Origin of the sequence: Asaia sp. HumB, assembly GCF_030263835.1 — a bacterium.
In the GTDB taxonomy this organism is placed as follows: domain Bacteria; phylum Pseudomonadota; class Alphaproteobacteria; order Acetobacterales; family Acetobacteraceae; genus Asaia; species Asaia bogorensis.
On record NZ_JARPML010000002.1, the window covers coordinates 1,705,944 to 1,719,081 of the forward strand.

10 protein-coding genes are annotated in these 13,138 nt (G+C 60.9%); 6 read left to right on the plus strand and 4 right to left on the minus strand.

The annotated features are described in order from the left end of the window. Positions 1-94: 94 nt before the first annotated feature. Together hpnI and P5689_RS08795 are read right to left on the minus strand one after the other, a co-directional pair. Complete coding sequence (gene hpnI, locus P5689_RS08790; protein WP_285532866.1) at positions 95-1,300, minus strand: bacteriohopanetetrol glucosamine biosynthesis glycosyltransferase HpnI; 1,206 nt, start codon at positions 1,298-1,300, stop codon at positions 95-97. A gap of 54 nt (positions 1,301-1,354) precedes the next feature. Further along, positions 1,355-2,053, minus strand: a complete 699-nt coding sequence (locus P5689_RS08795; protein ID WP_285532867.1) for an ABC transporter substrate-binding protein — start codon at positions 2,051-2,053, stop codon at positions 1,355-1,357. A 541-nt stretch (positions 2,054-2,594) separates the two neighbouring features. Here P5689_RS08795 and hpnH point away from each other — a divergent pair. The 4 genes from hpnH to P5689_RS08815 all read left to right on the plus strand — a co-directional run bounded on the left by hpnH (position 2,595) and on the right by P5689_RS08815 (position 7,186). After that, positions 2,595-3,782 carry an adenosyl-hopene transferase HpnH gene (gene hpnH / locus P5689_RS08800; protein WP_023978794.1) on the plus strand — a complete coding sequence of 396 codons (1,188 nt, stop codon included), beginning with the start codon at positions 2,595-2,597 and terminating at the stop codon, positions 3,780-3,782. A gap of 144 nt (positions 3,783-3,926) precedes the next feature. After that, the gene (locus P5689_RS08805) at positions 3,927-5,219 is read left to right on the plus strand and encodes a hemolysin family protein (protein ID WP_023978793.1); all 1,293 of its coding nucleotides are present in this window, start codon (positions 3,927-3,929) and stop codon (positions 5,217-5,219) included. Positions 5,220-5,264: 45 nt separating this feature from the next. After that, the gene (locus P5689_RS08810; RefSeq protein ID WP_285532868.1) at positions 5,265-6,566 is read left to right on the plus strand and encodes a hypothetical protein; all 1,302 of its coding nucleotides are present in this window, start codon (positions 5,265-5,267) and stop codon (positions 6,564-6,566) included. Then, complete coding sequence (locus tag P5689_RS08815; protein WP_285532869.1) at positions 6,563-7,186, plus strand: ABC transporter ATP-binding protein; 624 nt, start codon at positions 6,563-6,565, stop codon at positions 7,184-7,186. Before P5689_RS08810 ends, P5689_RS08815 begins: the two co-directional genes overlap by 4 nt. Before the next feature lie 103 nt (positions 7,187-7,289). On the opposite strand, the gene P5689_RS08820 is transcribed toward P5689_RS08815, so the two are convergent. Both P5689_RS08820 and P5689_RS08825 read right to left on the minus strand, forming a co-directional pair. Further along, on the minus strand, positions 7,290-9,296 hold the full coding sequence (locus P5689_RS08820; protein WP_285532870.1) for a lytic transglycosylase domain-containing protein: 2,007 nt from the start codon (positions 9,294-9,296) through the stop codon (positions 7,290-7,292). Between the two features lie 178 nt (positions 9,297-9,474). Then, entirely contained in the window at positions 9,475-10,290 is an 816-nt protein-coding gene (locus tag P5689_RS08825; RefSeq protein ID WP_285532871.1) for a uracil-DNA glycosylase, read from the minus strand. Positions 10,291-10,338: 48 nt separating this feature from the next. Here P5689_RS08825 and P5689_RS08830 point away from each other — a divergent pair, with 48 nt between their 5' ends. Beyond that, positions 10,339-12,201 (plus strand): tetratricopeptide repeat protein, encoded by a 1,863-nt coding sequence (locus tag P5689_RS08830; protein ID WP_285532872.1) that lies wholly within the window; start codon positions 10,339-10,341, stop codon positions 12,199-12,201. Between the two features lie 8 nt (positions 12,202-12,209). Continuing rightward, a complete protein-coding gene (locus tag P5689_RS08835) occupies positions 12,210-13,112 on the plus strand; it encodes a 4-(cytidine 5'-diphospho)-2-C-methyl-D-erythritol kinase (protein ID WP_285532873.1) in 903 nt (300 codons plus the stop codon). Positions 13,113-13,138 lie beyond the last annotated feature (26 nt).

Below are 13,138 nucleotides of genomic sequence, written 5' to 3' on the forward strand. Positions count from 1 at the left end.
GGTAATAACGGTCGGGTCGTAAGATCCCGTGGGAGTGAAAAATCAGAATTGCCTGACGAATGCCCCTGCATATGGGGCCGATACAGCAAAAAGTCTAATCGCCGGGCTCAACCGGTTGTACGGGTGGGGTCACGGGAACAGTGCGACGTATGTGAAGCGTCTGACCGCGCCATTCCACTTTTTGCCCCCGTGCACTGCCCACCATGATGCCAGCGGAGAGCCATTCACGCAGGGGAAAGAGGGCATAAACAGCCGGGCTTGATTGCCCCACCAGCCGGTCGATGAAAAAAGCCGTGGCGCTGCGGATCGCCCAGACGGCCAGAAAAAACATTTCTGCCCACACCGTGGCCTGGAAACAGGCCAGCGTGACACTTGCCCAGAACAGGGGAAGCTGGATGGCGGATAATCCATAGCCAACGGGCTCGACATTCTTGACCGTACGGCCCCAGCGCAATTCATGATCGATCATGTCGCGTGCCGAGGCTTCGGCCACCGTCGTCCATGTCAGGCATGGAGCAAGCGCGATTTTCTGACCGTGAGCGCGGACAAGCTGGCCGAGAACGGCATCGTCAGCCACATGGTCTGCCAGTGCTTGCAGACCGCCAATGCGATCAAGCGTCGCCCGGGTAAAGGCCATGGTGGCGCCCAGGCAATCCTGTCGTCCCAGAAAGCGCGACATCATGACGCCCGGCATGAAATTATGGTTGATCTGACTGGCGGCAAATTGACGCACTACGCTGCGTGTTGCGGCCAGACCGGCATAGAGTGTGGTGACCAGCCCGATCTCCGGTGCCGAAAGGGTCTGAACGACATCGCGCAGATAACTGCGCTGAACATGAATGTCCGAGTCTGACACGACCAGAATGTCATGTCTGGCTGCGGGAAACATGTTGATCAGATTGGCAATCTTGCGGTTGGCCCCATGCGTGGTGCCATCAATCACAAGGTCCAGATCAAGGTCAGGGTAATCCTGTTGAAGGCGACGCACGATGGCAATCGCAGGGTCATCACCGCGCTGAACGCCAAAGACGATCTGGTACTGGGCGTAATCCTGTTCGCAAAAGCTGCGCAGCGCTTCCTCAAGCAGCGGCTCGTCCCCGTGGAGGGGCTTGAGCACCGTCACTGGTGCCTGTGCACTTGAGTCAACAGGCGTTTGCTGAAGGATCTTGCGTTCGTTGCGACGAAAGGCTGACAGCAGCCCGGCGCCGATAACGGATTGGGTGCAGCCTGCCAGGGCGAGACCGGCCGAGGCATAGCCCAGCACTGTGAGAGCGCCGGCCCAGTTCAGGGCGTGGGTCACGCGACACCTCTGCCCCTGACGGGACTTTTCATCTCGGGTGACCGGCAGCGCATCTTAGTTGTTCATGAACTTTGCGGTTTTGCGGTTCAGCAGAGTCACCAGGGCATCGGCACCGCCACGGGCAAGGGTCGAGCTGAAATCGGCACGCTGGGCCGCAACCTGGCTGATGTGACCATTCAGCAGGATATCGACAATGCGATAGCCGCCGCCTGAAGGCATCATGACATAGTTGATGGCTGTGGCCGTATCGGAGCCGTCACCAATGGTGGTGTTGACAAAAGTGCTGCCGCCGCTGGGCGCTGGGCGCGTGGTCGGGCTGACGGTGAACTTGGCGCTGCCACCCTTTTTGAAGCTCGACACATAGCGCGCGATGGTGAACTGACGAAAAGCAGCAAGAAGCTTCGTCTGCTCATCGGCCGAGAGGGTGATATAGCGCATGCCGATCGAGTTGTGCAGGACAGTCGACAGGTCGAAAACCCTATCGATAACGGGGGCCATGATCTGCGCCCGCGCCTCGTTGGAGCCGCTCGATGTGGTCTGGATCTGGCCGAGCGCCGCATAAAGATCGTTGATTGGCGCGATGGCTGCCGATGATGGTGCCGCCGTCTGGGCAAGAGCAGGCGTGATCAGCGCAGCAGAGGCGACCGGTGCCGAGAGAAGGGCCAGAACACCGAGGGCCGCGTAACGGGACGCAGCTCCTTTTCGGCGCCCGGCGGAGGCGGCTTTGATCGTTATGCTGGAAAGCTGTGTCATGCTGCGTCCTCAAAATCTTTCCCGTACGACGGGCCCGTTCGGCGGGATCGACATATATCTGGATCCGTAGTCGGAAAACTGGGATGGCTCATATCAATTACAAGTCATCAGATGCCTGACCACGTGGGCATATGTCCGACATAATGTCGAAAAGTGCAATCTTCTCACTCTTCTCCAGTAACGATGGGTGGGAATGAGCGCATCGTTTGGTGTTGTGCAACTTGTTTCAGCTTAAAATTTGGTTAGTCATTACGCTTCGATGTCGCCAAAATGACACAGCCTGTGCAATGAAACGTCGCAGATGTTGAGATGCGACCACGGGACGGTGTATAGCCCACGTTTTATCATCCCGTTCGTCTCGTTTCGGGTCTTGTATCGGGTCTGGCACGCCTGTCATTATCCCGGTGTCTTTTTCTCGGATCCACAAGAACCGGCGGGTCTCAACGCCAACGGGTCTCAACGTATGACGTCTGAGTGGCAGGGTCATGGCGCTTTTCCGCGCTGCCAGAGCCTGTCACCTGGTGTAGGAGCATAGAGTTACATGGCCGTTCCATTGATGCAGGCCGTCCGTGTCGGGCGCTATGTGGTCAAGCAGCATCTTCTGGGTCGCAAGCGCTATCCGCTCGTTCTGATGCTCGAACCCCTGTTTCGCTGCAACCTTGCTTGCGCGGGCTGCGGCAAGATCGATTATCCGGCCCAGATCCTGAACCAGCGCCTTAGCCTGCAGGAATGTCTGGATGCCGACGCCGAAGCCGACGCCCCCGTCATCGCCATCGCCGGCGGTGAGCCTCTCCTGCACAAGGAGATGCCCGAGATCGTCAAGGGTCTGACGGCGCGCAAGAAATACGTCTATCTCTGCACGAACGGCCTTCTGCTTGAGAAGAAGCTCGATGATTACGAGCCGAACCCGTTCTTCTCGTGGGATATCCATCTCGATGGCGACAAGGCGATGCACGACTCGTCCGTCTGCCAGGAAGGCGTGTACGAGCGCGCGGTCGCAGCCATCCGCAAGGCGAAGGAGCGCGGCTTCCGCGTTTCGATCAACTGCACGCTGTTTGACGGTGCGCAGCCCGAGCGCGTGGCACGGTTCTTCGATGAGGTCATGGCGCTTGGCGTTGATGGCGTCATGACGGCACCGGGCTACGCCTATGAGCGTGCGCCCGATCAGGAGCACTTCCTGAATCGCCAGAAGACCAAGCAGCTCTTCCGTGACATCTTCCGTCTGGGCAAGGGCAAGAAGTGGCGCTTCACGCAGTCGCCGCTCTTCCTGAACTTCCTGGCTGGCAACGAGAACTATCACTGCACGCCCTGGGGCAAGCCCCTTCGTACCGTGTTTGGCTGGCAGCGTCCCTGCTACCTGCTGGGCGAAGGCTATGCCAAGACGTTCAAGGAATTGATGGACGATACGGCCTGGGAACAGTACGGCACCGGCGCTTACGAAAAATGCGCCGATTGCATGGTTCATTCAGGCTACGAGTCCACAGCCGTCATGGATGCGGTCAAGCGCCCCTGGCACATCGCGAAGGTTGCGCTGTTCGGCCCTGAGACCGAAAAGCCGATGGTCCCCGAGATCTCGCTCGAGAAGCAGCGCCCGGCGGAATACAAGTACGAGGCTCAGGTGGCCGAGCAGGTAACCCTGCTCGAATCCCGCAAGCCGGCCCGTGGCCCGCGTGTGCGCGTCCACAAGGCCGAGGAAAAGCCGGTCGAGGTTGCTGACGCCGCTGACTAACGGGCGTTGCGTCCGGACCGGTCTCTGCAGGGCAGGGCAACCATGCCCTGCATACTGGTCAAGACAGGCATGAGCGCCTTATCCTAAGAGGGCGGACATACGCTATGTATGTCCGCCTTTTCTTTTTTCTGAACGAAGGGCCCCATGCTCACCCCCATTCTGGTCATCTGTCTTCTCATTGCCCTGAACAGCATTTTCGCCATGGGTGAAATGGCGCTGATCTCGGCCAAGCGGCCGCGGCTTGCGGCGCTGGTCAAGCGTGGGGTGCGTGGCGCAGAGCGGGCGTTGCGTCTGGCTGATGAGCCCCATGCCTTTCTGCCCACTGTGCAGATCGGCATGACGCTCGTCTCGATTCTTGAAGGTGCCTTCGGCGGCAGCCAGATTGAAGAGGATCTGGCCCTGCTGATACGACGCAGCGACATGCTGCGGCCCTTCGCCAATGAATTGTCGATTGGCATTGTGGTGATGGCCATTACCTTCGCCATGCTCGTGTTTGGCGAACTCGTGCCCAAGCAACTGGCGCTTCAGCAGCCCGAAAAAATGGCGGCAAGACTTTCCTTCATCCTTTCTGCCCTGCTCACCATTTCACGTCCGATTGTGGCCCTGCTGAGCGGCACATCGAATCTCGTGCTGCGCGTGTTCGGGGTGGGCGGCCTGACCCGTGCCGCCATCACCGAGGAGGAGCTGCGCGCCATTCTGGCAGAAGGTGCCCAGGCCGGAGTGCTGGAGACTGAAGAGCGCATCATGATCGAGCGCCTGCTTCGTCTGGCTGATCGCCCTGTGCGTGCCATCATGACCCCACGTAACGAGTTGTTCTGGGTCGATCGGCACGCCAGCCGTGATGCACTGATCGTGAAGCTGCGGCAGTCCACCTACACACGTATTCTCGTCTGCGAGGGCGATGTGGATCATCCTGTGGGTGTGGTGCTGGCCAAGGACCTGATGGATCGTCTGCTTCAGGGGTTGCCGATTTCCATTGAAGCGGCCCTGCGCCAGCCTATCGTTGTGCCGGACAGCCTCACGGCACAGGACATGATCGAGCGGATGCGCGGCGAGCGTCTCGGCATTGCTTTCGTGCTGGATGAATACGGCTCATTCGAGGGCATAGTGACACCGTCTGATATCTTCGAGGCGATCGTGGGCGATGAAAGCGCTGAGAAGAACAAGACCGAGCGCGAGAATCCGCAGCAGCGCGACGAATATGTGCTCGATGGTTTCATGCCTGCCGATGAGGTACGCTCGGTGCTGGATCTGCCCGATCTGCCAGCTGCAGGCAGCTATCATACGCTGGCCGGGGCTATTCTTGCCCTGCTACGCCGCGTCCCGGCCAAGGGTGACAAGGTGGTTTTTGCAGGCTGGCTGTTCGAGGTGGTCGAAATGGAGCAGCGCCGCGTGACCAAGGTGCGCGCAAGCCGTCAGGTTCTGGCTGAAAACTGAGGGTCAGTGTCGCGCTCTGGCCTCTGGATGGCGTGAGGGAAGAATGTGACGACAGAACACGCGACACCGTCCTTTTCCCATCAGACGAAATTCCTTCCGGCGCGCGTGGCTGTTGCCCCTTGCAGCCTTTCTGCCTTCTTCCGCCTGAGGCTGCATTATCTGCTGCATGCGGGCAAGACGCGTCTCATGCAGCGCTGGCTCGTGCTGCTTGTCATTGTTTTCCTTTCCCCGGTCCTGCCAATCGTCGCCCTATTGGTGCGGGCGGCGCATTTCATGGTGTTCCTGTTTGCCACGCCGGGGATTTTTCCGCAGGCAATGGGCCTGCATCTTGGGGCAATGGTTTTCGCGCAGATCAGCGCCCTGCTCTGGGTAGAGGGGCTGCGGCCGATCCTGCGTGGCGGACCCTTTCGCGGCTATCTGGACAGCCTGCCCATCCCACTGGGCGAGCGTCTGGCGATTGCTGCAGGGCTTGCCTTCCTGCTCGATCTCCCCCTGCTGCTGCCCCTGCCGGTGGGCCTTGCGCTGATCGGTCTGAAGGCCCCGATGGTTGTTCTACTCTATATAATGAGAGGCCTGGTTTTTACGGAGCTGACCATCATGGTGCAGGCCGCTCGTATCGAAGCTGCGCCAGTTCTGGTGCTCTTCGTCCTGATGGCCGATGCGGCACTCGCGATGGTGTGTGGTATGGCGGCGTCTGGCGCCGCCCTGTCGATGCTCGCCTTGCCAGTTCTCATCGCCGGGGCAGGCCTGCGCCTGAGTGCGCGTCTGGGGGACTGGAACGACGCCGGGCGGTACGCACGACGGGTCTCATTGTTTCCCCTCAAAGAGCTGAGCCGCCTGAACCCAATTCTGCGTCTGCATATACGGTGCTGTATCGAGCGCGGTAACACAACGCCCGGTGTCATGCTGATCGTCTGGGTTCTGCCGGTTGCTTTATGGGCGCTTCTGCACGGCTTTGATCACGATTTTCGCTCCATACCCGTTGAGATCGTGGCCATGGGGCTCATCGCGCAAGGCAGTCTGGTGCCTTTCGCTGCGCTCGCCGAAGCGCATGAGCGGGCCTCGGGATTCTGTCTGGCCTTGCCTCTGCCGCGGTTCTTCTGGGTCAGAAGCGATATTGGCCTCGTAGTGGGTTTGTTTGTGATCCCGGGGCTGCTTTGTCTGCTGCCTCTCGTGCTGCATGGACTGATCTCGCTGCTGGGCGCGCTCCTCGTGCTCGCCTCCTATCTGCTCCTGGTTTCGGCGCTGAGAGCGACCATCCCGATTGATCCACGCTGGCGGCCCATGCCTGCGCTCGCCCTTTCCGCGCTGTGGCTTTCAGTCATCCTCTTCGGGGCTTTCGCATGACCGATATACTGCTCTGCACCGACCTTGAGATGGCCTATAAGGGACGGCCCGTATTCTCTTCAGTGACCTTCGCACTGGGTGTGGGTCTGCATGGGCTCTGGGGCGGCAACGGCACGGGGAAATCAACCCTGCTTCGTGGTTTGTCCGGGGTCGCGAAACCGCAGAAGGGCCGGGTGATGATCGCGGGCCATGACCTCGCACGCCAGTCCGTCGCAGCCAAATCATGCCTTGCCTATGTCCCGGACGAAGGGGCCGTCTATCCGTTCATGACCGGGCGTGACCTCATGGCCCTGTGCGCCTGGGCACGCAAGGCGCCCGATGTCTCGCCGGATCTGATCGAGGGGTTCGGTCTCACACCGCATCTCGACAAGCGCTATGACGCGCTGTCGCTCGGAACGCGGCGTAAGATGCTCATCGCTTCGGCTTTTATAGGCACACCGCAGCTATTATTGATGGATGAGCCGGGCAACGGGCTCGATGCAGCCTCACGCGATTATCTGATGATGCTGCTGGCAGAAACAGCGCAGTCGGCCTGTATCATGCTCTCGTCCCATGACAGCCTTTTTCTCAAGGCGCTTGGGGCGCGGATCATCAGAATGGAAACGTTGGGAAAAGACTGAGGGCGACACCGTGCTCCGGCATCGCCCTCGTCATGATCTGCTTACCTGCCTGAGGCAGGCATCAAGTGGTGGAGGTCAGGCGACGCCGGACGACCTTCCACCTTCAGTGATAAGTCACCGGCCGTGCGCTGGCAATTTCCTGTTCCTCGGCGAAGGCCGGCCACTGGGCGTGGGCCAGAGCATGGAGCGACGGCGCGGGCAAGCCGAGCTTGTCGGCATAGATCCAAAGATAGGTAAAAGCGTGATGGACGTAGTCACGCGTCTCGCCGTTGGGGAGAAGCTCCATGAAAAGAAGCGGATCATGGGCCAGCTCTGCCTCGTGGGGCGTGCCGCTTTCCCAGCGCGCGATCGCACCCGGCCCGGCATTGTAGGAGGCAAGGGTGTGGATCAGATCGCCTCCCTTGGGTGCTGTGTCGGAACGCTCCGAAAGGCCAGCCAGATACTGAACGTAAAGCTGGCCGATTTCGAGATTGACCGCCGGGTTGTGCAGGCGACCGACCATATCGGCCGGGACGTTGATGATCGCGACGCCGTGGGAGTCGAGAGCGGGTTTGGGCCCGCTCACAAAGCTCGCCGTCAGGGGGCGGATCTGCATCAGGCCATGTGCGCCGGCACTCGATGACGCCTTCGGATCGAAATTCGATTCCAGACGCGTCAGGGCATAGACGAGCGCCGGGTCCATCTTGAAACCATGACGTGGCGAAAGCTGCGGGGTGGGGAACCCGGCCAGATGGGCCGGACGCCCGTCGCGTGAGCCAAGGATGGTGGCAATCTGCTCTGACAGGTCATGCAGTCCGGCCGCAGCGGCAACCAGCTGCACGGAATGACACAGTGCGGTATCGGAAACGATGTCGGGCCACATACGGCGCAGCAGGGCTTCCGCACGGGCTGTTTCGCCAATCTGAAGCAGGGCGAACAAGCGCGGTCCCTGCGGTGTGGCAGCTACGGCATCGATATCGATTTCGCCCATTACCGGGATCGGATTCTGGAGCGCGGTCTCATCTGACTGAAGCGCCGTGGCATTTCCTGCCGTGGCGTCCTCTGTGCTGGCAGCGATCTTGCCAGCATGATGCAGCCCAAGGGATTGTCTCGCCAGGATGCCATAGAATGTGCCGGGTTCAGCCGCCGCGCGCTGCAACCACGACGTTGCCAGAGTGGCAGGGCCCGGCAGATGACGATGCACACGAGCCGCCCAGTAGGCGCTGGCAGCGCGAATGTCGTTATTGGTCGTCCGGGCGCGTGAAGCCTGCTCGAAAAGCTGGGCCGCATCGCTCAGTTCGCCCTGACGCCAGGCGGCAAGGCCAGCCACGTAACCGGCATAGCCAAGCTGGCTTTCGCTCTGGGTAAACCCTTTTCGGGCCGTTTGCAGGGCAAAGCCGGTTTCACCGGCACTCAACATGCTCAGAGCGAGTTCTGCCTTGAGCTGCGCCGCATAGAGCGGCGTCATGCCTGGGGTGGAATCGATAAGTTTGACAGCGCTCTGACCGCCCTTGAGCCCCCACGAAACACGCTCGCTCACGGTACGGTCCAGCAGGGGATTACGGTTGAGAGGGTGAGAAAGCGGGTCTGTCGTCCCTGTCGTCGCGTTTGACGCGGTATCCGAAGGGGCAAGAGACGTTGGGAAGTTCTGCAGGGTCACGCTGCCTTTGGGGCTGAGTGAGACCAGCAGGCTCTGTATGGCACCCGCATCGGCAAGGCTTGAAAAGGTCTTGAGCCACAGGCGTAGTTGTACCGGTTGTGGGTGATAGGCTGGGTTGAGATAGCGCTCCGCCAGAAGGTCACCCATCAGGATGCCATCATGGGCAGCACGGGAACGGGCAATGGCGGTCTCGAAATCACCGGCACGCTGGGCGCGGAACGCCTCTTTCAGCAGCGCGGCATCTGACGCGGTAAGGGGATGGGGAAGACCATTCGAACCCCCAGGCGTGTAGGATCGCGGCGTAGCAAACGCCGTTTCCTCGCTCTGGGCATTGTCATGATCGGCAGGGTTAAGCGTCGGTTTGCTTTCCTGGGCACGAAGCGGGTTGAACGTCGCTCCCGCCACAAGCATCGCGCACAGCATGAAAGCACGGGCGCTATTACTCGACGCGAAATAAGAAATTCCTCGCATGGTGGGGATGCTCGTAGCCCCTCTTGCATGTCAAAGCAAGAGTGGCCGAAAGGTCACACCAAAGGAGTTCGCTATTCTAAGATTGTTTGCTGAATTCTACCAGAGGGATACAAGCCAAAAACCGCGTTTTTCCGGGCAAAAATCAATTTTTTTTATTAAGGCCTTGCAACTGTCCGTGTCAGCCTGCTGCGTCGAGGCTTTCTGCCATGAAAACAAGGTCTTTCCACATCTCCCGGCGGGCACGGGCACTCGCAATCATCTGCTGGGGGTGCTGCAGAACGAGCGCCTGGACGTCATGCCCATTGTCGAGTCGCAAAGTGATCCACGCGCCTCGTGAGCGTGCCACGCTCGCCTGTTCATCAACGAGAATGCGCAGAGGGGTCGGTCCAAGGAGAATCAGTCGCTCCGGCCGAGCGCGAGCAATGACCGCATTGAGCAGGGCACGACATTCCCGGCCCTCAATAGTCGAGACAGCACGCCCGCCCGGCGGACGCCAGGGAAGGGCAGGTGCCTGCGAAAGCGCACGGCGTTCAAGCCCGATGCTGGGCAGGATCATGTCGAGCAATTTGCCTGTCTCTCCGGCAAACACATCGCCCGACCGGTCTTCATCGGCGTCGGGCGCATCGCCAATGAGCATCAGCTTCGCGTCGGGCACGATATGAGGCCGGACACTGGTTGAGGCGGTGCGTGACAGGGCGCACTCCGGAAAGGCCTCCAAACCCCACAGGCGCGCCGTCTCAGGGTCGACCGGCGCGGCACGTGCTGTGATCGCCGGCGCAGCACTGCCCTGTGCGCCGCCATGCGCACGGTCACCCGCGCGGCTATTACCCCCAGCGACGACGCGTCCTGACGGTCGTGCTGTGAGCGAGGCGGGACGATCGAGCCTTTGGGGCGGGGTCTCATCCAGAAGGCAATCCACTCCCCACTCCCGGTAGAGCTCCAGCAGGGTGAGAATTTCGGACTGGTCCTGACCGGACAGGGAAAGAGGCATCATATCTTATCAGTTTGGTGTCTGCTCGCGTTCAGTCTAGATTGCCGCACGATGCAAACCAAGCACTCTCCGCTCCGGCGCGTTCTTCTCGCCAGTCTGACAGCCATGCCCCTCGCGATGGTGCCGGGCGCTGCCCCTCATGCGGCCGAGGCAATCCCGTCGGCACGTGACCATCAGGCCGGAGCCTTTCAGGTGCGGGAGGCCGCCACCCCGGCCTGGTCGCTCACGGGTAGCCTGCTGGGCAGTATCGTGTCGGTTCAGCGCAATAATATTCCCGATGCGGCGCAGGCATTGTTCGGTGCTGTGATGCACGGCTATCGCGAGCCGGATTTCATGCTCATGGCCCTACGCTACAATGCCATGGATGCAGGCGAGGAAGCTGCCGGTCACGCTCTGACGCTGGCACGCCTACTGCCAAAGGAGAGCCTTTCACGCATCGTGATGGGGACCGCAGCCTTTCGTAACAGGCAGTGGAAAGACGCAGCAGCCTATTTCTCCCTGCACAGCAAGACCTCTCAGGGTTTCCTGCGTCTGGCTGGACAGGGGTTGCTGGACTGGTGCCAGTACGGGGCCTCCCCCACGCATGATGATGCCGGCCGTCTGGCACAATCCACGGCCTCGCTCGACCCGGTGGCCTATCTCGCCTTGCTGCAACAGGCGCGTATCGCTTCGCTGCGCAACCAGGCCCGCACCGATGGGCTGTTTGCTCGCCTGGATGCCAGCGCCGGATCCATGCCCCCCCTTCTGCGGGTACAGACGATGCAGTTCGAAGCGGACTGGCTGGCCTTCAGGCATCACCGTGACGCTGCGCTTAAAAGACTGCAGCAGGTTGGTGGGGTACTGCCTGCGTTCCAACTTGTGGCTGACCGGCTGCGCCCGCAGGAACTCGGCACCGGATTTGACCCCTCCCAGGGGCTGGCGGAATTCTATGTTGGTATCACCACCTTTCTGGGTGACACCAATAACCGTGACCGCAATGAGGAGGGGACTGCCAGCCCCGCCGATCAGGGCGATCAGAATGATGACAAGCTGAAGGATATCCGGCAACTCAAGATCCTGCTCCTGCGTCAGGCCTTTCTGCTCCGGCCGGATCTGACCCTGGCGAAGATTCTGCTGGCCGAGGAACTTCGCAACGATGGTCAGGCCGACCTGGCCCAGACAGCACTCGACCATGTGGCAGATGATGATCCGTTGGCCCCCCTGTCAGACCACGCGCAGGCTCAGATCGCCCTCAAACGGCATGACCTGAAAGCGGCGTTGCGGGCGCTTGAGCGTGTGGCCAGGGCCAATCCCGATAACCCCGATATCCTCAACGAACTGGGCGCCACGCAGGACCAGCTTGGTGCGTATCAGGCCGCGGCAGATACCTATACGCGGGCGCTCAATCATGTCAGCGTCATGGAGGCGCGGGTCTGGCCGTTGCTGCTTGGGCGCGCGATGGCGTGGGATCATATGGGCCGGCGGGACAAGGCGCAGGCCGATCTCGACCGGGCGCTTGCGCTCGCACCTTCGGAGCCAATGCTGCTCAATTATGCGGGTTACTCCGATGTGCTTCATGGCGAGCGACCGGAGCAGGCGCTTAGGCTGCTTCGTCACGCCATGGACCTTGCGCCGGATGACGCCGAGATACGTGACAGCTATGCCTGGGCGCTTCTCAAGCAGAATGGTGATCTGGCGCAGGCGCTTCCGCTTCTGCTCTCCGCCGTCAATGCCGCGCCGGGCGACGCCGAAATCGCGTATCATCTGGGCGTAGCCTACTGGTATCAGGGGCGCCAGCTCGAAGCGCGCGACCAGTGGAGCCAGGCGCTCAACAACAAGCCCGAGCCGGAAACGAAGGCCCTGATCGAGGCTGCGCTCGCCAATGGGCCTGATTTGCCTGTTTTGCGTGGTCGGCCCATCCCCCCGTCACGATGAGACAGACCATGAGCCCAGACGGCATGACCCCCGATCACTCCAGCGCCCGCGCCAAGATCAACCTGTTTCTCCATGTCACGGGTCGACGTGAAAACGGTTACCATGAGCTGGATTCGCTGGCCGTTTTCGCAGACACGGCCGACCGTCTGGTTCTGGAGGCACCGGCTTCACCCGGCGAAAAAGGCCGTCTCGTTATCGATGGGCCCTTCGGGGCCGGGCTGGATGCTGGTCCCGATAATTTGGTGCTCCGTGCCGCCGCGGCCTTGCGCGAAGCTGCCGCGGTGCCATCCACGACCCCTGACTGGCATATGCGCCTGACCAAGAACCTCCCTGTCGCTTCGGGCATCGGCGGTGGCTCGGCCGACGCTGCTGCTGCACTTCGCCTTCTCTCTCAGGCATGGTCGTGTGAATCGGCTGATCTTGCCACGGTTGCGGCAGGGTTGGGGGCTGATGTGCCTGTCTGTCTGGCTCAGAAGACACAGCGCATGCAGGGTATCGGCGAGACGCTGGTGGCTGCGCCGGTCTTGCCGCGTTGTGCCATGTTGCTGGTCAATCCCGGTATTGCCGTGCCGACGCCCGCCGTATTCAAGGCATGGAAGGAATCAGGCGCGGGGTTTCGACCGCCAGCCAGTCTGCCCGTATGCTGGGAGAATGTTCATGCCATGTGCGCGGCGCTGGCAGCGACATCGAATGACCTTCAACCCCCTGCGATCACGCTTTACCCGGTTATCGGTGATGTGCTGGCAGCCCTTGCCGACACCGAATCCTGCCTCTTTTCACGCATGAGCGGTTCGGGCGCGACCTGTTTCGGGCTATATGAAGATATGCCTGAGGCGATGCGTGCCGTTGCCAGCCTGCGTCATCACGGTTGGTGGGCCGAGGCTGGATGGATCCATACGCCACTAAACTGATCTGAAAACCCGGAAAGAGGACGATC